This is a genomic window from Paraburkholderia eburnea (genome assembly GCF_002917095.1).
Classification (GTDB): Bacteria; Pseudomonadota; Gammaproteobacteria; order Burkholderiales; family Burkholderiaceae; genus Paraburkholderia; species Paraburkholderia eburnea.
On sequence record NZ_PQGA01000010.1, the window covers coordinates 184,461 to 208,993 of the forward strand.

At 67.5% G+C, this 24,533-nt stretch carries 23 protein-coding genes; 9 read left to right on the plus strand and 14 right to left on the minus strand.

Features of this window, described 5'->3' with window-relative positions:
• Window positions 1–5 precede the first annotated feature (5 nt).
• From fliP to fliF, 11 genes are all read right to left on the minus strand, one after another.
• Window positions 6–917: a flagellar type III secretion system pore protein FliP gene (fliP, locus tag B0G62_RS19100; protein ID WP_279629760.1), complete on the minus strand. Its 912-nt coding sequence runs from the start codon at window positions 915–917 to the stop codon at window positions 6–8.
• A complete protein-coding gene (gene fliO, locus B0G62_RS19105; RefSeq protein WP_103705781.1) occupies window positions 918–1,478 on the minus strand; it encodes a flagellar biosynthetic protein FliO in 561 nt (186 codons plus the stop codon).
• The gene (fliN, locus tag B0G62_RS19110; RefSeq protein ID WP_103705782.1) at window positions 1,475–1,969 is read right to left on the minus strand and encodes a flagellar motor switch protein FliN; all 495 of its coding nucleotides are present in this window, start codon (window positions 1,967–1,969) and stop codon (window positions 1,475–1,477) included. Before fliN ends, fliO begins: the two co-directional genes overlap by 4 nt.
• A complete protein-coding gene (gene fliM / locus B0G62_RS19115; protein WP_103705783.1) occupies window positions 1,962–2,960 on the minus strand; it encodes a flagellar motor switch protein FliM in 999 nt (332 codons plus the stop codon). Before fliM ends, fliN begins: the two co-directional genes overlap by 8 nt.
• 46 nt (window positions 2,961–3,006) lie before the next feature.
• Window positions 3,007–3,510 carry a flagellar basal body-associated protein FliL gene (fliL, locus tag B0G62_RS19120; RefSeq protein WP_103705784.1) on the minus strand — a complete coding sequence of 168 codons (504 nt, stop codon included), beginning with the start codon at window positions 3,508–3,510 and terminating at the stop codon, window positions 3,007–3,009.
• 303 nt (window positions 3,511–3,813) lie between these two features.
• Window positions 3,814–5,313, minus strand: coding sequence for a flagellar hook-length control protein FliK (locus B0G62_RS19125; protein ID WP_103705785.1), 1,500 nt, complete (start codon window positions 5,311–5,313; stop codon window positions 3,814–3,816).
• Window positions 5,314–5,388: 75 nt separating this feature from the next.
• A complete protein-coding gene (gene fliJ, locus B0G62_RS19130) occupies window positions 5,389–5,838 on the minus strand; it encodes a flagellar export protein FliJ (protein ID WP_103705786.1) in 450 nt (149 codons plus the stop codon).
• A 32-nt stretch (window positions 5,839–5,870) separates the two neighbouring features.
• On the minus strand, window positions 5,871–7,517 hold the full coding sequence (gene fliI / locus B0G62_RS19135; protein WP_103705787.1) for a flagellar protein export ATPase FliI: 1,647 nt from the start codon (window positions 7,515–7,517) through the stop codon (window positions 5,871–5,873).
• Window positions 7,511–8,200: a flagellar assembly protein FliH gene (gene fliH / locus B0G62_RS19140; RefSeq protein ID WP_103705788.1), complete on the minus strand. Its 690-nt coding sequence runs from the start codon at window positions 8,198–8,200 to the stop codon at window positions 7,511–7,513. Before fliH ends, fliI begins: the two co-directional genes overlap by 7 nt.
• Window positions 8,193–9,188: a flagellar motor switch protein FliG gene (fliG, locus tag B0G62_RS19145; protein WP_103705789.1), complete on the minus strand. Its 996-nt coding sequence runs from the start codon at window positions 9,186–9,188 to the stop codon at window positions 8,193–8,195. The genes fliH and fliG overlap by 8 nt, the downstream gene beginning before the upstream one ends.
• Window positions 9,178–10,968, minus strand: coding sequence for a flagellar basal-body MS-ring/collar protein FliF (gene fliF, locus B0G62_RS19150; RefSeq protein ID WP_103705790.1), 1,791 nt, complete (start codon window positions 10,966–10,968; stop codon window positions 9,178–9,180). Before fliF ends, fliG begins: the two co-directional genes overlap by 11 nt.
• Window positions 10,969–11,286: 318 nt before the next feature.
• Between fliF and fliE the strand changes: the two genes are divergently transcribed.
• The 5 genes from fliE to B0G62_RS19175 all read left to right on the plus strand — a co-directional run bounded on the left by fliE (window position 11,287) and on the right by B0G62_RS19175 (window position 14,584).
• Window positions 11,287–11,622: a flagellar hook-basal body complex protein FliE gene (fliE, locus tag B0G62_RS19155; RefSeq protein WP_103705791.1), complete on the plus strand. Its 336-nt coding sequence runs from the start codon at window positions 11,287–11,289 to the stop codon at window positions 11,620–11,622.
• A 158-nt stretch (window positions 11,623–11,780) separates the two neighbouring features.
• The gene (gene fliS, locus B0G62_RS19160) at window positions 11,781–12,227 is read left to right on the plus strand and encodes a flagellar export chaperone FliS (RefSeq protein ID WP_103705792.1); all 447 of its coding nucleotides are present in this window, start codon (window positions 11,781–11,783) and stop codon (window positions 12,225–12,227) included.
• On the plus strand, window positions 12,224–12,556 hold the full coding sequence (locus B0G62_RS19165) for a flagellar protein FliT (protein ID WP_103705793.1): 333 nt from the start codon (window positions 12,224–12,226) through the stop codon (window positions 12,554–12,556). The genes fliS and B0G62_RS19165 overlap by 4 nt, the downstream gene beginning before the upstream one ends.
• Window positions 12,557–12,698: 142 nt before the next feature.
• Window positions 12,699–14,201: a flagellar hook-length control protein FliK gene (fliK, locus tag B0G62_RS19170; protein WP_103705794.1), complete on the plus strand. Its 1,503-nt coding sequence runs from the start codon at window positions 12,699–12,701 to the stop codon at window positions 14,199–14,201.
• On the plus strand, window positions 14,198–14,584 hold the full coding sequence (locus tag B0G62_RS19175; RefSeq protein WP_103705795.1) for an EscU/YscU/HrcU family type III secretion system export apparatus switch protein: 387 nt from the start codon (window positions 14,198–14,200) through the stop codon (window positions 14,582–14,584). The genes fliK and B0G62_RS19175 overlap by 4 nt, the downstream gene beginning before the upstream one ends.
• A gap of 34 nt (window positions 14,585–14,618) precedes the next feature.
• Here the strand turns inward: B0G62_RS19175 and B0G62_RS19180 are convergent, their stop codons facing one another.
• Both B0G62_RS19180 and B0G62_RS19185 read right to left on the minus strand, forming a co-directional pair.
• A complete protein-coding gene (locus tag B0G62_RS19180) occupies window positions 14,619–16,073 on the minus strand; it encodes a coniferyl aldehyde dehydrogenase (protein ID WP_103705796.1) in 1,455 nt (484 codons plus the stop codon).
• A gap of 25 nt (window positions 16,074–16,098) precedes the next feature.
• On the minus strand, window positions 16,099–17,859 hold the full coding sequence (locus tag B0G62_RS19185) for an isovaleryl-CoA dehydrogenase (protein WP_103705797.1): 1,761 nt from the start codon (window positions 17,857–17,859) through the stop codon (window positions 16,099–16,101).
• Window positions 17,860–18,334: 475 nt separating this feature from the next.
• Here B0G62_RS19185 and B0G62_RS19190 point away from each other — a divergent pair, with 475 nt between their 5' ends.
• Both B0G62_RS19190 and B0G62_RS19195 read left to right on the plus strand, forming a co-directional pair.
• A complete protein-coding gene (locus B0G62_RS19190) occupies window positions 18,335–19,969 on the plus strand; it encodes a GMC family oxidoreductase (protein ID WP_103705798.1) in 1,635 nt (544 codons plus the stop codon).
• Window positions 19,970–20,218: 249 nt separating this feature from the next.
• Complete coding sequence (locus B0G62_RS19195) at window positions 20,219–22,003, plus strand: OmpA family protein (RefSeq protein ID WP_103705799.1); 1,785 nt, start codon at window positions 20,219–20,221, stop codon at window positions 22,001–22,003.
• Window positions 22,004–22,055: 52 nt separating this feature from the next.
• On the opposite strand, the gene B0G62_RS19200 is transcribed toward B0G62_RS19195, so the two are convergent.
• Window positions 22,056–23,003 carry a LysR family transcriptional regulator gene (locus B0G62_RS19200; RefSeq protein ID WP_103705800.1) on the minus strand — a complete coding sequence of 316 codons (948 nt, stop codon included), beginning with the start codon at window positions 23,001–23,003 and terminating at the stop codon, window positions 22,056–22,058.
• Window positions 23,004–23,154: 151 nt separating this feature from the next.
• Here B0G62_RS19200 and B0G62_RS19205 point away from each other — a divergent pair, with 151 nt between their 5' ends.
• Both B0G62_RS19205 and B0G62_RS19210 read left to right on the plus strand, forming a co-directional pair.
• The gene (locus B0G62_RS19205; RefSeq protein WP_103705801.1) at window positions 23,155–23,616 is read left to right on the plus strand and encodes a CidA/LrgA family protein; all 462 of its coding nucleotides are present in this window, start codon (window positions 23,155–23,157) and stop codon (window positions 23,614–23,616) included.
• Window positions 23,617–23,683: 67 nt separating this feature from the next.
• On the plus strand, window positions 23,684–24,406 hold the full coding sequence (locus B0G62_RS19210; protein WP_103705802.1) for an LrgB family protein: 723 nt from the start codon (window positions 23,684–23,686) through the stop codon (window positions 24,404–24,406).
• The last annotated feature ends 127 nt before the right edge of the window (window positions 24,407–24,533 follow it).

Consider the following 24,533-nt stretch of genomic DNA (forward strand, 5'->3'; position numbering starts at 1 on the left):
TGTCCCTAGCTGAAGCTCTGCGCAAGCGAGCCGATAAGCAATTGCCAGCCGTCCACCAGCACGAACAGCATCAGCTTGAACGGCAGCGAGATTGTCGCGGGCGACACCATCATCATACCCATCGACATCAGCACGCTCGCCACCACCATGTCGATGATGAGAAACGGGATGAAGATCGTGAAGCCGATCTGGAAGCCCGTCTTCAGCTCGCTCGTCACGAACGAGGGCACCAGCAGCGTGAGCGGCACGTCTTCGGGGCCCTGCATGGGCGGTGCGTGCGAGATGCGCGCGAACAGCGCGAGATCGGACTCGCGGGTCTGGCGCAGCATGAAGGTCTTGAAGGGCGCGACGCCGCGCGCGACGGCTTCGTCCATCGGCAGGGTGCCGGCCGCGAACGGCTTGTAGCCGTCGTTATAGGCCTTGTCGAGCACCGGCGACATGATGAACAGCGTCAGAAACAGCGCGAGGCCGACGATCACCTGGTTGGGCGGCGTCGTCGTCGTGCCGAGCGCCTGGCGCAGCAGCGACATCACGATGATGATGCGCGTGAAGCTCGTCATCATCAGCACCATCGCGGGCAGGAACGACAGCATCGTGAGCAGCAGCATCGTCTGCACGCTCAGCGAATAGGTCGTACCGCCGCCGGGGCCGGGGCTCGTGTTGAAGGCGGGCAGGCCCTGCGGCTGCACGCTCTGGGCGTGCGCGAGATGCGGCAGCATCAGCGCGACGGCGGCCAGCGCGAACAGCAGCGCAAGCGGCAAAGCCGCATGGGCAAGGCGCGCCTTGAAGCGGGAAAAGAAGCCGTTATGGCCGGAAGGTGACGTCACGATCGAAGAAGAGTGCGCGCGGGCGGGTGGGGGTGTAACCATCGGTGTAGCCATCGCCGCCACCGCGTCGGAAAGGGAACTGCCTTGCATTTACTGCGCTCCGCCGTCGTGACGCCTGAAACGTTTGCCCGCTTCGTGTTTTAGCGCGTCACGAAAGCGCTGTCCGAAGCTGCCCTGAAGGGCCGGATCGCCGGTGGACGCCGCCTTTGCCGCAGCCTGTGCCGGGTTCGGCAATTCGCCCGCGGGCATTGTGTGCAGCAGACGCACGCTGCCGGGCGCCGCGCCCAGCACGAGCCAGGTATCGCCGATCTCGACCACGGCCACGCGTTCCTTGCCGCCCAGCGATGCGCCGCCCACCGTCTTGACGAGGGCGTTCTTCGGGCCGTGCTGCAGCCCGAGACGCCGCGCCAGCCAGCCGCAGCCGAACACCACCGCGATCACCAGCACGAGGCCGAACACGGTTTGCAGCACCGCGCCAAAGCCGAGCGACGGCACCGCGCTGCCCGTGATCACCGCCGAAGCGCCCGAAGCCGAGCGCGCCGCCTGGTTCACCGCCTGCAGATCGGCGGCGCGAGCCGCGACGCTTGCGAGTGCGAGCACCGCGGCGAGCACCGCGAAAGCGAACGAAGCGCGCACGGCCCGGGATGTCATCGGTTCAGCTTCCGGATCCGTTCGGAGGGCGTGATGATGTCCGTCAGGCGGATACCGAACTTGTCGTTCACGACCACCACTTCGCCCTGGGCGATCAGGCAGCCGTTCACGAGCACGTCCATCGGCTCGCCCGCGAGGCCGTCCAGTTCCACCACCGAACCCTGCGCCAGTTGCAGCAGGTTGCGGATGGCGATCTTGGTGCGGCCGAGTTCGACGGTCATCTGGACGGGAATGTCCAGAATCATGTCGATGTCGTTGCGCGTCGAGTTCTGGTCAACCTTCGAAAGCGGCTGGAACACGGCCGCAGGCGCGGCTGCGGGTGCGTCGTTGCTGTTCTGCTCGGCCAGTGCGGCGGCCCAATCGTCCATCGCCATTTCGTCTTCCGTGCTCGTTGCACTCGTGGTATTTGCTGCGCTTGCCTGGGCCGCGGCCTCCGGGCCGTCGGGATCGAGCACCGGTTCGTCGGCGCTCGTGCCGTTGATGTCACTCATATCCACCTTCCTTCATCGTGTCGGCTGCGCTGATCATCTTCTGGACCCGCAACGCGTATTGACCATTGAAAATTCCGTAGCCGCATTCCATCACCGGCACGCCGTCCACCCTGGCGACGATGTGCTCGGGCACGTTCATCGGCAGCACATCGCCCTTCTTCATGTTCAGGATCTGCTCGAAGGTGATGGGCACCTGCGCCAGATCGGCGGTGAGTTCCACCTCGGCGGCCTGCACCTGCTGCGAGAGCACGCGCACCCAGCGGCGGTCCACGTCGAGCACTTCGCCCTGCAGGGGCGAAGCCAGCACGTCGCGGATCGGCTCGATCATCGAATACGGCATGCAGATGTGCAGCGTGCCGCCGGTCGGGCCGAACTCGATCGAAAACTGCGTGACGATCACGATTTCGTTGGGCGTCGCCACGTTCGCGAACTGCGTGTGCATTTCCGAGCGCACATATTCGAAGTTCAGCGGGCGCACGCTCTTCCACGCGTTCGTGTAATGCTCGAACACCAGATTGAGCAGCTTGCTGATGATGCGCTGCTCGGTCTGCGTGAAGTCGCGCCCTTCGACACGCGTATGGAAACGCCCGTCGCCGCCGAACAGGTTGTCCACCACGAAGAACACCAGATTCGGATCGAACACGAACAGCGACGTGCCGCGCAGCGGCTTGACGTGCACGAGGTTCAGGTTGGTCGGAATCGGCAGGTTGCGCGTGAACTCGCTGTACTTCTGCACGCGCACCGGCCCGACCGAAATTTCGGCGGTACGGCGCATGAAGTTGAAGATGCCCACGCGCATCAGACGCGCGAAACGCTCGTTGATGATTTCGAGACCGGGCATCCGGCCGCGCACGATGCGTTCCTGGGTCGCGATGTTGTACGGCCGCACGCCCTGCTTTTCAGCCTGGCTCGATTCCGTATCGACTTCGCCGGTGACGCCCTTGAGAAGGGCATCGACCTCCTCCTGCGACATGAATTCGTCGTGACCCATGCTCATGATGCGAAGCCCTCGAATGTCTGCGCGCTATGCATGGCTCTTACTGGACGACGAATTCGGTGAAGAGAACGTCCTGAACCTTGGCCGGTTCGGCGCGCGGGTCGGACGGCTGGGCAATCAGCTTCGCCAGTTCGGCCGCCAGATTGCGCTTGCCGTCGAGCGGCGCGAGATCGGTCGGGTTCTTGTTCGACAGCGCCAGCAGCACGCGGCTGCGGATCTCGGGCATACGCGCGACCAGCGCGTCCTGGGTCGCCTGGCTGTCGAGCTTGAGCGTGAGGCCGATGCGCAGGTAATGGGTTTCGCCGTCGTCGGACTGCAGGTTCACCGTCATCGGCTCCAGCGCGTAGTAGACGGGCACGGCGGGCAGCGCCGGGGCGCTCGCCACCGGGGCGCTCGCGGCATGGCGCGACATGAAGAACCACACGCCCGCGCCGGCTGCACTGGCGGCGACGATTGCGATGATCGCAATAAGAAGGATGCGCTTCAGCGGTCCGGGTTTTGCGCCTTGCGGGGCGGCTTGCTGGTTTGCGGTCGTGGTCGCCATGTCGGTGTGCGGATCGGGTGCGTTCGGTGACTTCTGGGGTTCGGATCGCGGGTGACGCCTTATCGGCGTGACACGCGCATTCATTCCGGCAGCCTGCATTGTTCCGGCTTTTGCCTTACAGCGATGGGAGGAATAGACGGGGGATTTCCGGCTATCTCGTGGCTTTGTGCCGGGTGTCCGGCGAACGATGCAGGGGGAATGGGGGAAGGAGCGTAGCAGGAAGGCCGGCTCGCGGGCGAGTCCCCGCGAGCCGGCGCGTGCGCGGCGCACGGCGCGGGGAGCGCCGGGCCGCGTGCTCAGGCTTTAAGCGAAGGTGTCGATCAGGCCGACAGTGCGTACCGTACCGGAGGCGGCCGTGCTGGCGGCGCTGTCCGCCGCGTCGTCCACGCCGCCCGTCGAGGCGATGCCCGCCGTCCCCGGGCGCGCCGAACGCGAGCCGCCGTCCTGTTGTTGTTGCTGCGCCTGCTGGTTCATCTGGCGCGCGAAGCCGTCGGTCACGCTCGCGCTGCCCAGACCGATGCCGTTTTCCTGCATCTGCTCGCGCAGCTTCGGCAGGGCCGCTTCGACGGCTTCGCGCACCTGCTGGTGCTGCGAGACGAAGAGGGCGTGCGCGTGGTTGTCCGCGACCTGCAGCACGACCTGGAGCGGACCCAGATCCTTCGGGTTGAGCGTGAGTTCCGCCGACGACTGATGCGCGTTCGAGAGGAACACGACCTTCTGGCTGAGCGCGTCCTCCCAGTCCGAGGTGCCCACTTGCGGCGACAGCGTGGTCGATGCCGCCGCGGCGGCGGCCGTCGGGTTGGTCGCCGCGGCGGCGGCCTGGGTCGCCTGCGCCTGCGCTGCCGCGGCCTGAGAGGCGGCCAGTGCGTCGGTGACCGTGTTCGTGGCGCTCGACGTGTCGGTCGTGGTGGCTTGCGCCGCCGCTGCGAGCGCCGCGTCGGCGGTCTGCGCGGTCGCGTCGGTGGTGGCGCCCGCCACGGTTTTGGCCGCGCCGGCGGTGGCGCTCTTGTCGTCGATGACGGTGCCGAGCGTCTTCGACTTCGCCTGCGCGCCCAGATGGGTCGCGAAGCTGCTGGCGATGCCCGCGCCGCCCGAGGCCGCACTGGCGTCCGTCGCCGTCGATGCCGCGCCGCGCGTGCTCAGCGTGGCCGCGCCGCTGCGCAGCGTGTTGAGCGCGGCGGTGAGGGCGTCGTTGGCCGATTTCGAGGTGGCGGCCGTCGTGCCGTCCGCAGCCGTGCCCGTGGCGTCCGCGCCTGCCGATGCGGCCGCCGCCGCGACGCCGGCGAGCGTGGCGTCGCCGCCGTCGGCGCTCGAATCCTGGTCCTGGCCTTGCGCGGCCTGCTGGGCCTGTTGCGCTTGCTGGGCCTGTTGCGCCTGCGCGGCGGCCGCCTGGCCTGCCGCATCGGCTTGCTGTTGCTGCGTGCTCGCGTCGCTGGCGCGATGGCCGGTCTTCGACGCGTGCTTCGTGCCTTGCGTCGACGAACTGCTGCCCGACGATTGGCTGGACTGGCTGGATTGATTCGACTGCGCGGATTGACTCGACTGAGCAGATTGCGAGTTCTGCGACGCCTGCGCGCTTTGCTGCGCGGCATTGGCGTTCCAGCCCTGCGAGGCTTGCGCGCTTTGCTGCTGAATAACCTGCTGGCTATTGTTCTGGGCCTGGCTGGCCTGCGCGGCGATGCTCTGCTGCAGCGTCTGCGCAAAGCCCTGGCTTGCCTGGTCCGCCTGGCTGGCGCTGGCGTTGCCGCCGGTGGCGGCGTTCACGGACCCAAAGAGCGAACTGACTGCGGAAAGAAGCGACATGAGGTCTGCTCCGGATAACTTGATCGATTAAATCGCCTGCAAATCGCCTGCAAATCGCCTGCAAACAGCGCCGCCTTATAGCGGCGACGTGCGCATACGCAGCGCGCGGGCGGCGAACTCGTCGGAGTCGCGCTGATCGCGCCTGGCTTCCTTGCGCGCCTGCACGGCGTCCTGGCGTGTCTGCAACACTTCGTACGAGCCGAGTTTCTGCTTGCTGCGCGCCCATTCCGGCTTGGCCGCTTCCACGCGCTGGGTCGCCTGGTCGAGCATGCGGCGCTGCTGCTCGATGGCGGCGTCGAGCGTGTCGATGAACGCCTGGAAGTTGCGCACGTTGCCCGCGGCCATGCCGGCGCGCGCGGATTCGGTGAAGCGCACGTGGTACTCCTCGCGGTAGTCGATCAGCGCCTTGAGCTGCTTTTCGACTTCGCCGCGCTCGCGCTGCACGCGCCCGAGGCGCTGCGTCGCGGCGTCCACGTCGTCCTGCGCGAGACCGATGAGGGTTTGCAACGCGGTCTGTTTCGTCATGTCGAAAATTCCTCGCTCAGTGGGCGGGTGCGTCAGGCGCGGCCCGCTCCGACATTGCCAAGCAGTGCGCCGAGCATGCCGACGCTCTGGTCATAATCCGCCGTTTCGCGGAAACCTTGCTGCAAAAACGCCTCGATGCGCGGGTACAGCTGGATCGCGCGGTCGAGCACGGCGTCGCGCCCGCTCACATAAGCGCCCACATTGATGAGGTCGCGGTTGCGCTGGTAGCGCGACAGCATCTGCTTGAACGCACGCGTCTGGTTCAGATGCTGGTCGTCGATCAGCGCGGTCATGGCCCGGCTGATGGAAGCTTCGATATCGATGGCCGGATAGTGCCCCGCTTCCGCGAGCGTGCGTGACAGCACGATATGGCCGTCCAGGATCGCGCGCGCCGAGTCGGCGATCGGGTCCTGCTGGTCGTCGCCTTCGGTGAGCACGGTGTAGAACGCCGTGATCGAGCCGCCGCCCGCCGGGCCGTTGCCGGTACGCTCGACGAGCGCGGGCAGCTTGGCGAACACCGAAGGCGGATAACCCTTGGTCGCGGGCGGCTCGCCGATCGCCAGCGCGATTTCGCGCTGCGCCATCGCGTAACGCGTGAGCGAATCCATCAGCAGCAGCACATGCTTGCCCTGATCGCGGAAATATTCGGCGAGCGACGTCGTGTACGAGGCCGCCTGCATGCGCAGCAACGGCGAGACATCGGCGGGCGCGGCCACCACGACCGAGCGCGCGAGGCCTTCTTCGCCCAGAATCTGCTCGATGAATTCCTTCACTTCGCGGCCCCGCTCGCCGATCAGGCCGATCACGATGACTTCGGCGCTGGTCGCGCGCGCCATCGTGCCGAGCAGCACCGATTTACCGACGCCCGAGCCCGCGAACAGCCCCATGCGCTGACCGCGCCCGACCGTGAGCAGCGCGTTGATCGCGCGCACGCCCACGTCGAGTACCTTGTGGATCGGCTCGCGGTTCAGCGGGTTGATGACGGGCGAGGTGAGCGGTGCGTCGGCTTCCGTGTTGAGCGGGCCGAGGCCGTCGAGCGGCTTGCCCGAGGCGTCGACCACGCGGCCGAGCATGCCCCAGCCGACCGGCAGACGCTTGGCGCCCGCCATCGGATCGGCGATCGGCGCGCTTTCCAGCGGCCACACCCGCGCGCCCGGCAAGAGGCCCGCGACTTCGGTGGTCGGCATCAGGAACAGCTTGTCGGCGGCGAAGCCGACCACTTCGGCTTCGGCCATCGGCAGCGAACTGCCGGGCGGCAATTCGATCATCACTTCCGAACCCACGGCCAGGCGCAGGCCCACGGCTTCCAGCACGAGGCCCGCCGCGCGCGTGAGGCGCCCGCAGCCGCGCAGCGGCAGCGCGAGGGCGTTGCGCTCGCGCACACGGTTCAGATGCGCGTTCCAGACGCCCAGATGCGGGTTGTTCGGGTCGTAGTTGGCGGGCGGCACGTAGGGCGGGATTTCCGCCGGGGCGACGCTTAGGCCCGCGCCGTCGTCTTCATCGGCGGCCGCAGCGGTTTTGTCCGCCTTGGGTTCGTCGTCCACCAGCACGGCAGCCGTCTGCGCCGGGTCATGCGCGCCGGGGCCGAACGAGGCCAGCGCCAGTTCCTGTTCGAGCGGCGTGAGGCCGCCCGTGTGGATGGCCTGCTGCACGGTCTGATGGAGCGCCGTATTTACCATGGCCGCGCCTTGCCGAGCGCCGCCGTGACGCGCTCCCAGCGCGTGGCGATGCCCGCATCGGTTTCGCCGGTCGCGGCCTGCGCGCGGCAGCCGCCGCGCTCCAGCGCGGGGTCGGTGCGCACGGTCCAGCCGCGCGCCTGCAAGTCTTCCATCAGATACGCCTCCACCACCGGCAGATCGGCGGGACTCACCACGAGTTGCGGCGAGCCGATCAACTGCGGCTCGCGTGCCAGCACTTCGCGCGCGGCGGCCAGCAGCGCCGTGGGGTCGTGCTGCACATGCTGACGCACCACCTGCTGCGCGATATCGAGGGCCAGTTCGACGAGCGTTTCGGCCACACCGGCCTCGACGGTCTGAAGCGCGTCCGAAAAACGCTGCGCGAGCTGCGCCAGCTGGTTCGCCTGGCCACGAGCGAGTTCGAGACCGTGCTCGAAACCCTGCTTCTGGCCCTGCTCGTAGCCCGCCTGGTAGCCGAGCGCCTGGCCCGCCACGTGGCCTGACGCGAGGCCTTGCTGATGGGCGTCGTCGCGCAGGCTTTGCAGCTGGGCCGCGAAGGCGGCTTGCTCGTCGGGCGTGGGCGGCGGCGGGGGCGGAGGAGGCGGGTCGAAGGACGCCATCTCCCAGCGTTGATACGCCGAGTGCGCGCGCCGCCGCGCGGCCTCTTGCGTGGCGTCGTCAGACATAAGCGTCTTCTGCCTTGCCGCCTAGAACGATCTGGCCGCTCTCGGCGAGGTTGCGCACGATTTGCAGGATACGCCGCTGCTGCGCCTCGACTTCCGAAACGCGCACGGGGCCGCGCGCGTCCAGGTCTTCGGCGAGCAGTTCCGCGGCACGCTGCGACATGTTCGCGAGGAACTTCTGGCGCAGCGCCGGCGGGGCGCCCTTGAGCGAAATGATGAGCGATTCCGACTCCACTTCCTTGAGCAGGAGCTGGATCGCGCGATCCTCGAGGTCGAGCAGGTTTTCGAACACGAACATCTGGTCGATGATCTTCTGGGCGAGTTCGGCGTCGTACTGCTTGACGTTCTCGATCACGCCTTCTTCGTGCTGGCTCGTCATGAAGTTGAGGATTTCGGCGGCCGTGCGGATGCCGCCCATCGGGCTGCGCTTGAGGTTGTCGCTGCCCGAAAGCAGGCCCGTGAGCACATCGTCGAGTTCGCGCAGCGCCTGCGGCTGGATGCCGTCGAGCGTCGCGATACGCAGCAGCACGTCGTTACGCAGCCGCTCGGTGAAGCACGAAGCGATCTCCGAAGCCTGGTCGCGGTCCAGGTGAACGAGAATCGTCGCGATGATCTGCGGGTGCTCGTTCTTGATGAGTTCCGCGACCGAACCCGAGTCCATCCACTTCAGGCCTTCGATACCGCTCGTGTCGCCGCCCTGCAGGATGCGGTCGATCACCGCGCCGGCCTTGTCCTCGCCGAGCGCCTTGGTCAGCACGTTGCGGATGTAGTCGTTCGAGTCGAGCGAGAGCGCCGTGTGCTGCTCCGCTTCCTTGACGAACTCCTGCAGCACGACGTCGATTTCCTCGCGCTTGACGTTCTTCAGCGCGGCCATGGCGGCGCCGATCTTCTGCACTTCGCGCGGCCCGAGGAACCTGAAGACCTGAGAGGCCTCTTCCTCGCCGATCGACATGAGCAGCAACGCGCTCTTGACGGCTCCTTCAGCGCTCATCGTTCACCCAGCTCTTGACAACGGTTGCAACAATTTTCGGATCCTGGCGCGCGATGTTGCGGGCGAATTCCAGGTTGCGTTCAAACTTGTGTTTCTCGTTTTCGAGCGCGAGAAGGGCCGGATCGCCTTCGATCTCGCCGCCCGTGCCTTCGATCTTCTCGACCTGCGGCAGGCCGTCGAGCAGCAGCGGTTCGCTGTCGCTGCCCAGCGCGGCGGCTGCCGCCGGCTGCGGCGGCGGGAAGGCGCGGCGCAGCGCCGGCTTCACCATCACGAAGTAGAGGAACAGGGCCACCACGCCGATGCCCACCCACGTCGCGATCTGTTTGGCGAGCGCGAGGATGTCCGGCTGGCGCCACCACGGCAGGCTGGCGTTCGGATCGACGTCCTGCTGGAAGGCGGCGTTGACGACGTTGACCGAGTCGCCGCGCTTCTCGTCGTAGCCCATCGCGTCCTTCACGAGCTGTTCGACCTGGGCGAGCTTTTGCGCGTCGAGCGGCTGCATCGTCGCGTGGCCCTTGGCGTCCACCTTCGGCTGATAGTTCACGATCACGGCCACCGACAGGCGCTTGATGTCGCCCGCGGCCTGCTGGTAGTGCCGCACGGTCTTGTCCAGCTCGTAGTTCGTGGTGGTGTCGCGGTGATCCGAGATCGGCGTCGAGGTGGCCGCGCCGCTTGCGCCCGCCGGGGCGACGATCGGCGCCGAGGCCGGCTGCGGCGGCTGGTTCGACAGCGCGCCCGGCACGCCGCCGGCGCTGGTCTGCGCGGAGTCCGTGGCGATGCTCTGCTGCTGGCTGCGCACCGAGGCCTGCTGCGGGTTGCCGTTCGGGCCGTAGTTTTCGGAGGTCTGCTCCAGATTCGAGAAGTCGAGGTCGGCGCTCACCTGCGAGCGCGCGTTGCCCGAGCCGAACAAGGGGGCCAGGATCTGGTCGATGCGCGATTGCGTGTCGTGCTCGACCTGACGCACGTACTTGAGCTGCGAGGCGTCCAGACCCGCGCTGGTGGTGCTTTGCGTGAGCAGGTTGCCGTCCTGGTCGACCACGGTGACGTTGCGCACCGGCAGATCGGGCACGGCGGAGGCGACCATGTGCGTGATCGCGGCCACCTGGCCGTCGTCGAGCACACGGCCCGGGTACATGTTGACGAGCACCGACGCCGACGGCGCTTCGCGCTCGCGCACGAACACCGAAGGCTTCGGAATGGCCAGATGCACGCGCGAGGACTTCACGCTCTGGATCGACTGAATCGTTTGCTCAAGCTCGCCTTCGAGGGCGCGCTGGTAGTTCACCTGCTCGGCGAACTGGCTGATGCCGAACTTCTGGTTGTCCATCAGCTCGAAGCCGACCGAGCCGTTCTTGGGCAACCCTTGCTGGGCAAGGCGCAGACGCATTTCGCCGACCTGCTCGGACGGCACGAGAATGGCGCTGCCGTTGTCCGACAGCTTGTAGGGCACATTGGCGGCCTGCAGCGCGGTGATGATCGAGCCGCCGTCGCGATCCGACAGATTGCTGTAGAGCACCTTGTAGTCGGGCGCGCGCGACCAGAGGATCAGACCGGCGATCACGGCGATGAGCACCGCCACGGCGATGATGAGCGGCGCGCGCGGATTGCCGCGCACGCTGCGCAGCGACGACAGCGAACCCAGGCGCTGCGCGAAGCCGCCGCCGAGGTCCTCCGCGCCGCCTGGCATGGCGCCGCCGGCGGCCGCGCCCGTGGCGGCGCCGCTGGTGGCGAGGCCCATGCGGGCGTCGGGGTTGATCAAAGAGTTGGCAGACGAATCCATGCGACGGGTATCTCCGGGAGACTTGCATGTCCCGCCGCGGCCCGGAAATCGGGGCGTGCGACGGAGACTTTCACGACAGCGATTATCCGGAGCCGGTGACAACCCGATTGCGCGAATAGAGCCGGGTTTTCCCCCTAGTTTCGGGGCTTTCGGAAATAGCCCGCTGCTATGCTCTCGACCAGACTCGGAAATGTGTATGCAGACCGGGTTCTGGCGGGCGAGATCAGCTCACCGCGCGGGCCGGACCGGGGCCGCGCGAACAGGTGCGAACGACACCGGGCGCCGCCGCCAGCACACTCTCTTAATCGTGGAGCAAACATGACTGTGCCAGTCAACCCACTCACGTCGGCCCTCGCGCAGATGCAGGCCATGGCCACGCAGGCGGCCGGCGCGACGGCTGCGGCCGATGGCGCCTCGGGGGCGGCGAACGCGGGCGAATTCGCCTCGGCGCTCAAGGCATCCATCGACAAGATCAGCGGCGACCAGCAAAAGGCCGTCGGCGAGTCGCAGGCGTTCGAGCTGGGGGCCAGCAACGTGTCGCTCAACGACGTGATGGTCGACATGCAAAAGGCCAATATCGGCTTCCAGTTCGGGCTGCAGGTCCGCAACAAGCTGGTCTCCGCCTACACCGACATCATGCAGATCCAGGTGTAGGAAGGAGTCGTAAAGCGCTCCCCATGCGCTCGCGTTGTCATGTTCATTAAAGCTTCTCGCTTCTCCTTCCGATAACCCTGCTAGAACCGGTTCGCGCCCCCAGGGCAAAGGGCCGGATGCACCGTATCCACAGCCGCACGTTTGAAGGAGAAGCGCCGATGTTTTCCCCTGCCCAGTCTGGAGCCAACGCCTATGCACGCGTCGGTGTCGAAACGGGGGTGATGAGCGCGAGTCCGCACAAGCTGATCGCGCTCCTTTACGAAGGCGCGCGCAAGGCGATTGCACAGGCCCGCATGCATCTGCAGATGGGCAACGTGGGGCCGCGTGGCGAGGCGATCGGAAAGGCGATCCGGATCGTCGAAAGCGGGCTACAGCTGGCGTTGAACGTCGAGGCGGGCGGCGAAATCGCCCAGCGCCTGAACTCACTTTACAGTTACATGACGCGACGTTTGCTGGAAGCCAATATTCAACAGAGCGAGTCCATGCTGGTCGAAGTCGATGGCCTGCTGGCAACGCTCGAAGAAGCCTGGCTGGGGATTGCGCCGGAAGTGGCAAGGATGGCCGCGCAGGCCTCCGGACCATCGTCCGGCTCATTGACGAGATGAGTTCGAAAGCAGACTACTTCGCCCACTATGAAGCGATCGCGACGGTTTCGGGGCAGATGCTCAGCGCCGCGCGCGACGCGCACTGGAACGACCTGATTGGCCTCCAGGAGGAATACCGGCACCTCGTAGATGCGCTCAAGGACGCCGATTTCGGCGTGCGGCTGACCATCGCCGAGCGAACGCGCAAATTCGAGTTGATCCGGCAGATTCTTGCCGACGACGCCGCGATCCGCGACCTTGCCAGCCCGTGCATGGCGCGCCTGTCGGCGCTCTTTCACGGCACCGCGCATCCCGCACGGGTGCTGCAGGAGATGTACGGGGCGCGCTGATTTTGCGCGGACCGTGCGTCTTCGGTACGTGAGGCCTGAAGGCTCGATCACTGCCTGGCTCACCGCCGGGCGAACACAATAAAGCCGCGACGCCGCCCGCATTGACGGGCGCGCGCGGCGTAACACCAGGCCCACGCTCCGCATGAACGGAATCGACACCAGCGCCGCGTCGCTGCTCGCGAGCCGCATTGGCGCGCTGGGCCCAGGCGCCCAAGGCAGCGCCGGCACCGCGCAGACGGGCGTGTCCGCGCTCGCGGGCGGCGCCGTCGCGCTGCCCGACGCGCAAAGCGCCGACACGCCGCAGGCGTCGGCGCAGACCGTGCTGTCGGCGGTCGCGCTGGCGCTCGACGCGATCATCCGCTCGGGCGGCGAGGCCACGCCCGCCGTGGTCGGCCGCGCACCGGTCTGGGCCGATCCCGACGCCGCCGATGGCGGCGACGCGCAGTCGCTGCCGCTGCCGGGACTGTCGAATCCGGCCAATCCGGCGAGCGCCGCCGCGCAGGCGCTCGAAGCGGCCCTGCTCGCGGAACTCGAAACGCAGGCCGGGCTGGCGGCCGGTGCGCAGGACGCTGAAGGCACCGACGGCACCAACGCGAACGCCTCGAATACGACTAACGGTTCCGCCGCGCAAACCGCCGAGGGCGCGCAGAACGCCAGTGGCGTCGCGCTCGCTGCTCAATCGGGGCCGGTTGCCGCGCTTGCCGCGTCGCTCGCGCAGACCGTCGCGACCAGCGGTCTGTTCTACGAATCGCATCTGGCTCAATGGCTGCGCGGCCAGCGCACGCTGGGCGAACTCGCCGACGAAGCGCAGAACCGCCTGACCGGCGGCGCGCAATTGCCGCTCGACTGGAGCGAGGCCGCCGACGATATCGACGACGTCTTCTGGACCGACTTGCCGAATGCGGGTCAGCAGAACGCGCGCGCGGCGGCCAATGCCGCGCAGGGCGCGCAACAGCCGCCGTCCGCGGCCTTCGCACGCAACGCCGAAGCCAACGCCGCCGCGTTCGCGCAGGACAACGCGCGCGGCAACGCGGCCGCGTCGTTCGGCGACACGCTGTTGCCCGCCGTGCATGTGCCGGGCGGCGCGGGTGCGGGCGTCGGCGTGCATGAAGCGCTCTTGCCGCTCGTGCGCCAGCAGCTCGACCTGCTGGCGACCGGCGAATTCCGCTGGACCGGCGAGGCGTGGCCCGGCGTGCGGCTCGACTGGACCATTCAGCCGGAAGACTACGACGCGCGCAATGGGCACGATCAGCATTCCGGCCGGGGCATGGACGAGGATACGACGCCTTGGCATACGCGGCTCACGCTGTCGCTGCCGTCGCTGGGCACCGTCGATGCGGAACTGACGCTCACGGGGGCGACGCTCGCCGTGCGCGTGCAGGCCAGTCCTGGCGGCGCGCAACGCCTGACCGACAACAGCGAGGCGCTGCGCGGGCGGCTGGAAGCACTCGGGCTGTCGCTTGCCGGACTGTCGATCCGCGAGATCGGCGGGGTGGCGCCGCACGCGGGTTCGGCGGACGCGGCGCGCGCCGCCGATGCCTACGCGCGCAACGCCGCTACCCAGACGCAAACTCCGGCACAAGAAGCGCAGGCCGCCGAAGCCGCCGCCGATTCAGCCGATCCGAACCATTGGGAGCGCGGATGAGCCACACCAGCCGCAAGAGCGCCGCGGCGCTCGCCTACGACGATCCGGTTTCGCGCGACGGCGCGCCGCGCGTGGTGGCGAAGGGCTATGGCCTCGTCGCCGAGATGATCGTGCAGCGCGCCAAGGAAGCCGGCCTCTACGTGCACGAGGCGCCCGAGATGGTGTCGCTGCTCATGCAGGTCGATCTGGATTCGCAGATTCCGCCCCAGCTCTATCAGGCCGTGGCGGAACTGCTCGCGTGGCTGCACGGACTCGAAGCCGTGGACAGCAACGAGAAAGCCGCCGCAAAACAGGCGTCGGCCAATCCGGCCAGGCAGGCCGGCACGCCCGACGCCAAGGCGCTCACGATCAATCCGTTCCGTTTTCCGGCGCTGACGCGTTGATCGCGCACGTCGCGCACATTGCACACATCGCGCGCTAGAACTTCAGCATCACGCGAATCAGCGTATTGAACAGCTTGCCGTAGGGCGGCGCGATCAGATGCCGCCCGTTCAGGCGCGCCTGCGTGAACACGGGCTTCATCTTCGAGAACGTGCAGAAGCCCTCGTAGCCGTGGTACGAACCCATGCCGCTTGCCCCGACGCCGCCAAACGGCAGCCCTTCGGCGGCGATATGCATGAGCGTCTCGTTCACCGACATGCCGCCCGCAATGGTTTCGCGCGTCACGCGATCGACGGTGCGCGCGTCGTCGGCGTAGAGGTAGAGCGCCAGCGGCCGGGCGCGCGCGTTCACGTAGCGCAGGGCCTCGTCCAGCGAGTCGTACGGCACGATCGGCAAAAGCGGCCCGAAAATCTCCTCCTGCATCAATGGGGTATGCGCGCTCGCGCCCGTCACCAGCACCGGCGCGAATTGACGCGTGGCCGCGTTGCGCGGACCGAGTGCGTGTAACTGTGCGCCTTCGGCCTGTGCTTCGTCGGCGAGCCGTTCCAGCCGTTCGTAATGCCGCGTCGAGATGATCGAGGTGTAGTCGCGGTTGTTCGCGAAGTCCGGATACAGCTCGTTAAAGCGCACGCGCGCGCGGGCGATGAAGGCGTCCTCCTTGCCGCGCGGCAGCAACACGTAATCGGGCGCGATGCAGGTTTGCCCCGCGTTGAGCGTCTTGCCGAGCAGCAGGCTGTCCACGGCGTAGTCGAAGCGCGCGTGCTCGCCGATCAGCGCGGGCGATTTGCCGCCCAGCTCCAGCGTGACCGGCGTGAGGTTCGCGGCGGCCGCGCGCATGACCTCGTGGCCGATGCGGGTCGAACCGGTGAACAGCAGATGATCGAACGGCAGCGCCGTGAACGCCGCGCCCACGGCGGCGTCGCCGTTGACGACCGTGACGTGGTCGGGCGCGAAGGTCTGCGCGATCAGATCGGCGAACAGCGCCGAGGTGCGCGGCGTCAGCTCCGACATCTTGATCATCGCGCGGCAGCCCGCCGCGAGCGCGCAGACGAGCGGTCCCGCGGCGAGCTGCAGCGGATAGTTCCACGGCACGACGATGCCCGCCACGCCGATCGGCTGCGGCACCACGCGCGCGCGGCCCGGCATCAGCCATTTGCCGGCGCGGCGGCGCTGCACGCGCATCCAGCGCTCGCCATGCCTGAGCGCCGAATCGATCTCCTGCTTGAGCACCAGGAATTCCGCGAGCGCGACTTCGGCTCTGGAACGCTGGCCGAAGTCGGCGTTCATTGCGTCGGCCAGTGCGTCCTGATTGGCGAAGAGGATGTCGCGCAGCGCGCGCAGGTGGCGTGCGCGTTCGCTCCATGCCGGAAACGGCGCGCGCAGATACGCTTCGCGCTGCGCCGCGAGCAGGGCGCTGAGGTTCGATACGCTCGCGTCGGCTTGAGCCTGGCTGTCGGCGCGCGCGACGGCTTCGGGCAGATCCTGCTTCATGGTCGGTCCTTGTTTGTCTCGTATCTCAGAAGCCGCTAGCGGGAGCGGTGACGGGAAACGCGCGCTCGATCAGCGCCGCGTGGTCGAAGCGCGCGGGCAGAGTACCGAACACGCGGCCGCAATCGCCGTCATGCTCGTCCAGACGCGTGGCGATGAAGGCGTCGGCGACTTCGGGCGGTCCCGCGCGCAGCAGCATGGCCTGAGCGATCAGCACGATCTGCTGGGCGATGCGCCGCGCGCTGGCCTCGCGCGTGCCGGGTGCGCCGTTGAGGAGCGCGGACAGGCGGTCGAGCGCCGCGCCCAGCGCCGGATGTCCCGCCGCCTCGCGCCGCCACGCCAGAAAGAGCGCCTGCGCGGCGTCGGCCTCGCGCTCAAGCGCCCGCAGCACGTCCAGGCACATCACGTTGCCCGAACCTTCCCAGATCGAGTTGACGGGCGCTTCGCGGTAGAAGCGCGCCATCGGCCCTTCCTCGACGTAGCCGTTGCCGCCCCAGACCTCCATCGCCTCGCCGGTGAAGGCGAGCGCGCGCTTGCAGACCCAGAACTTCGCGGCGGGCGTGACGATGCGCCGCCAGGCGCGGGCCACGCGGGCGAGGTCGCTTTCCTCGGCTTGAGTCGCTTGAGCGGCGCTTTGCTCGAAGGCGTGAGCGAGGCGCATGAACAGCACGGTCGCGGCTTCGGATTCCAGCGCCAGATCGGCGAGCACGTTCTGCATGAGCGGTTGTTCGGCGAGCGGGCGGCCAAAGGCGCTGCGGTGGCGCGCGTGATGGATCGCCTGCACGAGCGCCGCGCGCATGAGCGCCGCGCTGCCGATCACGCAGTCGAGCCGCGTGTAGTTGGCCATCTCGATGATGGTGGGCACGCCGCGCCCTTCGTCGCCGATCATCACGCCGTAAGCGTCGAAGAATTCCACCTCGCTGCTGGCGTTCGAGCGGTTGCCGAGCTTGTCCTTCAGGCGTTGCACGTTGACGGCGTTTTTCGTGCCGTCGGGCCGAAAGCGCGGCACGTAGAAGCAGGACAGCCCGGCGTGGTCGGCGGTGCGCGCCAGCACCAGATGCGCGTCGCATTGCGGTGCGGAAAAGAACCACTTGTGGCCGGTGAGGAGATAGTCGGCGCCGCGCCCGCTCGCGACGCCGGCCGGCCGCGCTTCGGTGCGGTTGCTGCGCACGTCCGAGCCGCCTTGCTTCTCGGTCATGCCCATGCCGATCATCATGGAGCGCTTGTGCGCGAGCGGCACGTCGCGAGCGTCGTGCTCGCGCGTGTAGAGCTTGTCGCGCAAGGTGTCGAACAGCGCCGGCTCGTTTTGCAGCACGGGAATGCTCGCGAACGTCATGGTCAGCGGGCACAGCGACCCCGATTCGAGCTGCGCGTGCAGGAAATAGCCTGCGCAGCGCGCGGCCATCGCGCCGGGGCGCGGCTCGGAGAACGGCAGCGCGTGCAGGCCCTCGGCGCGCAGCAGGGCGAGCAGGTCGTGCCAGGCCGGATGGAATTCGAGGGCGTCGATGCGCTCGCCGCGCGGCGTGTGCGTGTGCAGCTCGGGCGCGTGGCGGTTGGCGAGATCGGCGAGTTCCAGCGTGGCCGCGAGGCCCAGCTTCGCGCCGTGCTGCGTCAGCGCTTCGCGGTGCCAGTCGGCGCCCGCGCGCGTGAGCGCTTCGCCCAGCGCGGCATCGCAGGCAAAAAGGTTGTAATCGGCGAGCGGCGGCGCCTGATTCGTGACTTCGTGCGTCGTGCCGGGACGGTGCGCGCCGGTCTGCGTCGCGTTTTGCGTCAATTCGAGCGGTTCCATCGTGACCTGTCTCCATCGGCGGCGCGCTGGTGGGCTGGTGAACCCGTGAGCGCGGCCGGTCGTGTTGTCTTGATGTTCTCGATGCGTTGTTGCGGGAGGCGGCTGCGGGTGCGCTCGATCAGCGCCCGAGGTGTGACGTACCGCGGTCGATGCGGTACGAGAGGCTCCGGCGCTCCCTGTGATGCTTGCCGGAATCTTTCAGCTCTGTCGGCTGAACCGTCCTTCATGGTAGCCGCCCCGCGCCCCTCATACGCTCGTCAGAATTAGAGGATGCGCTCTGACATAAATGCTGACCCGGGCTTCGGACGCTTCCTACAATGCGCGATACAACGAAATCGAACGAGCGTGCATCTAGCGTGCCTCATCCCGACGCCGGCTGCAACGCAATCCAGAGAGACGCGTGCGCCGCTGGGACCGGAGTAAGCCGCCAAAACGGCAACTCTGGCCGACAGCTCCGCATGGACAGGGAGGAGGCATGGAGCAATACGACTACATCATCGTAGGCGGCGGCTCGGGCGGCGCATCGCTCGCCGGACGCCTGGCGCAGCGCTGTCCTGAAGCCAGCATCGCGCTGGTCGAGGCCGGGCCGCACACCGATCGCAATCTCTTCGTCAACATGCCGATGGGCGTGGCGGCGCTCGTGCCGTTTCGCACCCAAAACAACTACGCCTATCAGACCGAACCGCAGCCGGGCCTCGCCGGGCGGCGTGGCTACCAGCCGCGCGGACGCGGCTTCGGCGGATCGAGCGCCATCAACGCGATGATCTATACGCGCGGCCATCGGCTCGATTACGACGAGTGGGCGCAACTGGGCTGCGAGGGCTGGGCGTGGGACGACGTGCTGCCGTACTTCCGGCGCGCCGAGGACAATTCGCGCGGCGCCGATGCGTGGCACGGCGCGGGCGGGCCACTGGCCGTCTCCGATCTGTGCGAGCGCAATCCGGTGGCGCAGCGTTTCGTCGCCGCCGCGCGCGAGGCGGGCTTTCCGGCCAATGACGATTTCAACGGCGCGCAACAGGAAGGCGTCGGCTTCTATCAGGTCACGCAGCGCGGCGGCGAGCGCTGCACCGTGGCGCGCGCCTATCTCTACGGCTCGCCGCGCGCGAATCTGCATCTGATCGCCGACGCCACCGTGTTGCGCGTGGTCTTCGACGGCACGCGCGCAAGCGGCGTCGAGATCGCGCGGGGCGGCCGCACGGACACCCTGTACGCGCGCGCCGAGGTGATCCTCGCGGCGGGCGCGTTCAATTCGCCGCAACTGCTGATGTGCTCGGGCATCGGTCCCGCCGATCAACTGCGCGAGCACGGTATCGCCGTGCTGCACGATGCGCCCGAGGTCGGCCGCAACCTGATCGACCATATCGACTTCACCTATAACAAGCGCGTGCATTCGAGCGAGACCGTGGGCTACTCGCTGCGCGGCGCGGCGAAGATGGTGCCGGGCCTCGTGCGTTACCTGAGCCGGCGGCGCGGCATGTTCACCACCAACGTCGCCGAGGCGGGCGGCTTTCTCAAGAGCCGCCGGGAACTCGATCGGCCCGATCTGCAACTGCACTTCTGCACCGCGCTCGTTGACGACCATAGCCGCCGCCTGCACTGGGGCCACGGTTACTCGCTGCATGTGTGCGTGCTGCGCCCCGCGAGCCGTGGCACGGTCGCGCTCGCAAGCGCCGATGCGCGCGTCGCGCCCGTGATCGACCCGTGCTTTTTCTCCGATCCGCGCGATCTCGACCTGCTGGTGGAGGGCACGCGGATCGCGCGGCGCATTCTCGACGCCGCGCCGCTCGCGCAACTGGGCGGGCGCGAGATCTACACGCACGCGGGCCAGAGCGACGCCGAACTACGCGCGACCATCGCCGCGCACGCCGATACGATCTATCACCCCGTCGCCACCTGCCGCATGGGCGGCGACGCGCGCTCGGTCGTCGATGTGCAACTGCGCGTGCGCGGCGTCACGCATCTGCGCATCGCGGATGCATCCGTGATGCCGACGTTGATCGGCGGCAACACCAACGCGCCGACGGTCATGATCGGCGAGCGCGCAGCGGATTTCATCGCCGAAGGCCGCCGCACAGACACCGCCACGCACGCGGCGAACGTCGTCGCCTGATAGGCGATTTCTACTTTTCTCAACGCTTCGTTCGCTTCTTCCTTCAAAGCGCAGACACGACGCAAAAGCGAGGCGCCCTCTGCCTCGCTTTTGACGTTGCATGACGAAACCGGGCTTTTTCATGGGGTTTTCGTCAAAGAGTGTGCGGCATAAACGCTTCCCGCATTTTCGAGATTTCGGACTCCCTATAATCGCGCGGCACCTTGGGCGTGTCAGTTGGCGCGTCCGCGAACTGGAGGAACCGCCTCGATGAGCATCAATGTCTTTCAACTGCTGGACGCCGTCATGAACGATGACGTGGTCCGCACCCTGGCCGGGCGCTTCGGCCTGACACCGGATCTCGCCCGCAAAGTCACCGGCGCCGCCGCACCCGCGATCGTCGCCGCCATCATGCATCGCGGCAGCACGGCGGAAGGCGCGCGCGGCCTGTTCTCCACCATCATGTCGCCGGACGTGAACGCGCTGATCGGCAGGCAACTGCCCGATCTGCTCACGACCACGACGGGCCTGAACCAGCTCGAAACCTCGGGCCGCGAACTGATCCAGCGCGCCGCCGGCGTGAACGTGGGCGCGCTGTCCGACGCCGTCGCGGCGCAAACCGGCGCGGCGCAATCGACGGTCTTTTCGCTCACCGGCGTGGTTGGCGCGGTGCTGATGGGCATTCTTAAGCAGCACTTCGCGTCTTCCCAGGGCGTTGTAGGTCATCTGCCTACGCTGCTCGGCCATCAACTTTCGTCGGTCAACGCGAGTCTGTCGGATCGTCTCGCCCATGCCGTGGGACTGGGCACCGCGGCTGCATTCGCCGGCTCGATCCTCACGCGCCTGAAGGACGTGTCGGCGCATCTGGAGCATCCGCAGCCGGTCGCGCGTCCGGTTCCTGCTGCCGCGCCGCCGCAGACCGTCGGCACATCGACACCGCCGATCGAGCCGCATAAGCGCAAGCACTCGTGGCTCTGGTGGCTGCTGGCCGCCATCGCGCTGATTCTCGCGTTTTTCGCGCTGCGCTCGTGCCAGAAGGATGAGGCCACGCAGGACACCGCAGCCGCGACGACTGCCTCGGCTGTTGAGGTTGCTTCGGCGGCGAGCGCGCCTGCCGTCGTCGCGGCTTCCGACGCCAGCGAGAGCGTCGCGGCTTCGGCTGCGGATGCCAGCGCACCCGTCGTCGCTTCGGCTTCGGCTGCGGCTTCGGACGCTTCCGCGGTGAGCGCAGCTTCTTCCGCAAGCGACGCCGCACCGGCGCCGACGCAGGATTCGCATCTGTCGTTCACGGTCGACAAGGCCGGTGCGCCGACGATCAACGCGACGGTCGGTTCGGACGCCGAAAAGGCTCAACTGATGGACGCGCTCACGAAAAAGTTTGGCGAAGGCAAGTTCACCGCCAACGTGACGGTCGATCCGAAGACGAAACCCGCCGACTGGCTCTCGCACCTCGACGGTCTGCTGCCGCTGATGGCGCTGCCCGGCTCGGAAGTGAAGATCGACGGCTCGCATGTCGAACTGAGCGGCACGGCGGCCGACGCGAAGCTCGGCTGGCTCGACAGGCTCAAGGCGCTGTTCGGCTCGGGCTTCGATATCGGCGTGTTCAATGTGCAGAAGGCCGTGGCCGACGCGACGCAGTCGTTCCAGGACGCCGTGAAGGGCCTGTTCGGCGCCGACGCTTCGTGCGCGGGCGCCGATGTGGCGAAGGTGCTGAACCTGCAAGTCGTGAACTTCGGCACGGGCAGCGTGACGATCCCGGCGTCGGCGGGCGACGATCTGCGCAAGTCGGCCAAGGTGCTCAAGTCCTGCGCGCAACAGGGCAAGCCGGTGCATCTGGAAGTGGCGGGCTATTCCGATAACGTGGGCGACAAGAGCGCCAACCTCGCGCTCTCGAAGCGGCGCGCCCAGGCCGTGCTGACATATCTGGTCACGCAAGGCGTCAGCGCCTCGACGCTTACCGCCGCCGGTTATGGCGACGTCGATCCGGTCGACAGCAACGATACGGAAGGCGGCCGCTTCCACAATCGCCGCATTGCCTTCACCGCGAAGCAGTAAGCAGGGCAGTCCTCAAAACGAAAAGCCGTCCGGCGCGAGCCGGGCGGCTTTTTTATCGCGCTTCGTCGGCGGGTTTTTCAAGACCTGGCGGGCGCACGAAATCGTCGAGAAACGTCGACGGCTTGCCGTATTCCTCGCGCGCCACCGCAAGCCACGCGCGCGCCGCATGGGAGAGATAGCCGTTGCGCTTCCAGCCGATCGCCATGTCCCAGGTGATCTGCGGATCGGCGACGGGCAGGCAGGTGAAGCGCGCCGCGTCGAGCCGCCGCACATAAGGCGCGGGTAACAGCGCGATGCCCACGCCCGCGAGCACGAGCGCGGCCATCAGATCCCAGTGGCCGCTACGGCCGACGATCTGCGGCGTGAAACCGGCGGCGCGGCAGGCGTTGAGCACGACATCGTTGAGCGCCAGGCTTTCGCCGTAGAACACGAACGGCTCCGCCGCGAGATCGGCGAGCGGCACGTTTTGCGCGCCGTCCCAGCGCGAGCCGCGCGGCGCGACCAGCCACAGGAGTTCGTGCGAGATCGGCAGCACGTCGATCTGCTCCGGGTCGATCGGCAGCAGCACGCCGCCCAGTTCGAGTTCGCCGGAAATCAACGCGGCCTCGATCGCGCGCGAGCCTTGCTCGAAGAGCTTGAGTTCGATCCTCGGATAGCGCTGGCGGAAGGCGGCGATCGCGGGCGTGAAGAGCGAGCCGCCCATCGGCGGAATGCCGATGGTGACTTCGCCGCGCCCGAGCGTGCCGAGGTCGGCGAGTTCGGCCTGCAACTGCGCATGCGCGGCGAGCACGTCCTGGCCGCGCTGATAGACGATGCGCCCGGCGTCTGTGAGCACCATCTGGCGCGCGTCGCGCAGCAACAGCGGCGTGCCGGTTTCGTCTTCCAGCGCCTTCACCATCTTGCTGATGGTGGGCTGGGTGACGTGCAGCGCTTCGGCGGCGGCGGTGAAGCTCTGCTGCCGCACCACCTCGATGAAATAGCGTAGCGCGCGCAATTCCACGGTCGTGCCTCCTGTTTTTACTCGCGGGCCGCGACGGTTCGCGGCCTTCGCGCATTCCATTATGGAATGAAGTTGATGATTACAAGTCATTATATTTATGCTGCGACGCACCCTATACTCGGTTTCATTCCACTGTCACTTAGGGTTTGCCATGACTGCTCCGAACACCTCCGCACCTGTCCCGCAAAAGGGCCTGATGTCGCGTGCTGGCCGGATCGCGGCGCAGTCGGCCTTGCTCGCCGGTGTCTGGTATGTGGCCGACGCGCTCACGCGTACCGCGCATCTGCCGGTACCGGGCGGCGTGGTGGGCCTCGTGCTGCTGCTCGCCCTGCTGTTCTGCGGCGGCGTGACGCCGCGCTGGGTCAAGGCGGGCGCGGACTGGCTGCTCTCGGACATGCTGCTGTTCTTCATCCCGGCCGCCGTGGCGGCGGTGCAGTACGGCGGCCTGTTCCGCGCCGACGGCTGGCGCCTCGCGCTGGTGGTGGTCGGCGGCACGCTGATGGTGATGTTCGCCGTGGCTTTTGCGGTGGAGCAGGCCGCGCGGCTCGAACGCCGCCTCGCGCTGCGCCGCGTGCAAAACGTGCGTCACGCCCGCCATCTGGCGCGCGCCTGATTTGACGCGGACTTTACGCACACCCTTTACGCACACCCTTTACGCACACCCAAAGGATGATCCCGTCATGAACGCGTTTTATGCATCCCTGTTCGCCGACGACGCCTCGCGGCTGATCGCCGCCGGCTGCTTCATCCTGACGGTCGTGCTCTATTTCGCGTCGAAGTCGCTCTATGCGCGCTTTCGCTCGCCGTGGCTCACGCCGCTCGTGGCCGTGCCCGCCGTGCTGGCCGCGCTCGTGCTGTTGCTGCACATTCCCTATCCGGTCTACTTTCAGGACACGCGCTGGCTGATGTGGCTGCTCGGCCCGGCGACCGTCGCCTTCGCCGTGCCGATCTACGAATACCGCGATCTGCTCAAGCGTCACTGGATCTCGCTGACCGTGGGCGTGACGGTGGGCATCATCGTGGCGGTCGGTGGCTCGCTGGTGCTCGCGAAGCTGCTGCATCTGTCGCCGGACCTGCAGCGCAGCCTGATGACGCGCTCGATCTCGACGCCGTTCGCGCTCGCCGTCTGCGACAAGATCCACGCGCCGCGCGACCTCACCGCGCTGTTCGTGATCGCCACGGGCGTGTGCGGCATGCTGTTCGGCGAGCTGGTGCTGGGGCTCGTGCCGCTGCGCACGCGCCTGGCGCGCGGCGCGCTGTTCGGCGCGGCGGCGCATGGCGTGGGCACCGCGAAGGCGCGCGAACTGGGGCGCGAAGAGGGCGTGGTGGCCAGCCTCACGATGATGATCGCGGGCGTGGTGATGGTGCTGCTTGCTCCGGCGCTGGGTTTTCTGCCGGTTTGATCGGCGGGTTTGATCGCCTTTTAAGCGCTTAACGCGCTTAACGTGTTTAACGCGCGATCGAACAAATACGACGGGTGGACCCGGACCGTTGCCACGCGGTCCAAAACACGCCGGCATTTCGCGACGC

Coding starts and splice junctions, on each gene's coding strand:
- fliS (WP_103705792.1), top strand. CDS start 11,781: ATGTTTTCCCCTGCCCAGTCTGGAGCCAACGCCTATGCACGCGTCGGT.
- B0G62_RS19195 (WP_103705799.1), top strand. CDS start 20,219: ATGAGCATCAATGTCTTTCAACTGCTGGACGCCGTCATGAACGATGAC.
- fliO (WP_103705781.1), bottom strand. CDS start 1,478: ATGACATCCCGGGCCGTGCGCGCTTCGTTCGCTTTCGCGGTGCTCGCC.
- B0G62_RS19165 (WP_103705793.1), top strand. CDS start 12,224: ATGAGTTCGAAAGCAGACTACTTCGCCCACTATGAAGCGATCGCGACG.
- fliL (WP_103705784.1), bottom strand. CDS start 3,510: ATGGCGACCACGACCGCAAACCAGCAAGCCGCCCCGCAAGGCGCAAAA.
- B0G62_RS19180 (WP_103705796.1), bottom strand. CDS start 16,073: ATGAAGCAGGATCTGCCCGAAGCCGTCGCGCGCGCCGACAGCCAGGCT.
- fliJ (WP_103705786.1), bottom strand. CDS start 5,838: ATGACGAAACAGACCGCGTTGCAAACCCTCATCGGTCTCGCGCAGGAC.
- B0G62_RS19175 (WP_103705795.1), top strand. CDS start 14,198: ATGAGCCACACCAGCCGCAAGAGCGCCGCGGCGCTCGCCTACGACGAT.
- fliI (WP_103705787.1), bottom strand. CDS start 7,517: ATGGTAAATACGGCGCTCCATCAGACCGTGCAGCAGGCCATCCACACG.
- B0G62_RS19205 (WP_103705801.1), top strand. CDS start 23,155: ATGACTGCTCCGAACACCTCCGCACCTGTCCCGCAAAAGGGCCTGATG.
- fliH (WP_103705788.1), bottom strand. CDS start 8,200: ATGTCTGACGACGCCACGCAAGAGGCCGCGCGGCGGCGCGCGCACTCG.
- fliK (WP_103705794.1), top strand. CDS start 12,699: ATGAACGGAATCGACACCAGCGCCGCGTCGCTGCTCGCGAGCCGCATT.
- B0G62_RS19190 (WP_103705798.1), top strand. CDS start 18,335: ATGGAGCAATACGACTACATCATCGTAGGCGGCGGCTCGGGCGGCGCA.
- B0G62_RS19125 (WP_103705785.1), bottom strand. CDS start 5,313: ATGTCGCTTCTTTCCGCAGTCAGTTCGCTCTTTGGGTCCGTGAACGCC.
- fliG (WP_103705789.1), bottom strand. CDS start 9,188: ATGAGCGCTGAAGGAGCCGTCAAGAGCGCGTTGCTGCTCATGTCGATC.
- B0G62_RS19210 (WP_103705802.1), top strand. CDS start 23,684: ATGAACGCGTTTTATGCATCCCTGTTCGCCGACGACGCCTCGCGGCTG.
- fliE (WP_103705791.1), top strand. CDS start 11,287: ATGACTGTGCCAGTCAACCCACTCACGTCGGCCCTCGCGCAGATGCAG.
- fliF (WP_103705790.1), bottom strand. CDS start 10,968: ATGGATTCGTCTGCCAACTCTTTGATCAACCCCGACGCCCGCATGGGC.
- fliM (WP_103705783.1), bottom strand. CDS start 2,960: ATGGGTCACGACGAATTCATGTCGCAGGAGGAGGTCGATGCCCTTCTC.
- B0G62_RS19185 (WP_103705797.1), bottom strand. CDS start 17,859: ATGGAACCGCTCGAATTGACGCAAAACGCGACGCAGACCGGCGCGCAC.
- fliP (WP_279629760.1), bottom strand. CDS start 917: ATGCAAGGCAGTTCCCTTTCCGACGCGGTGGCGGCGATGGCTACACCG.
- fliN (WP_103705782.1), bottom strand. CDS start 1,969: ATGAGTGACATCAACGGCACGAGCGCCGACGAACCGGTGCTCGATCCC.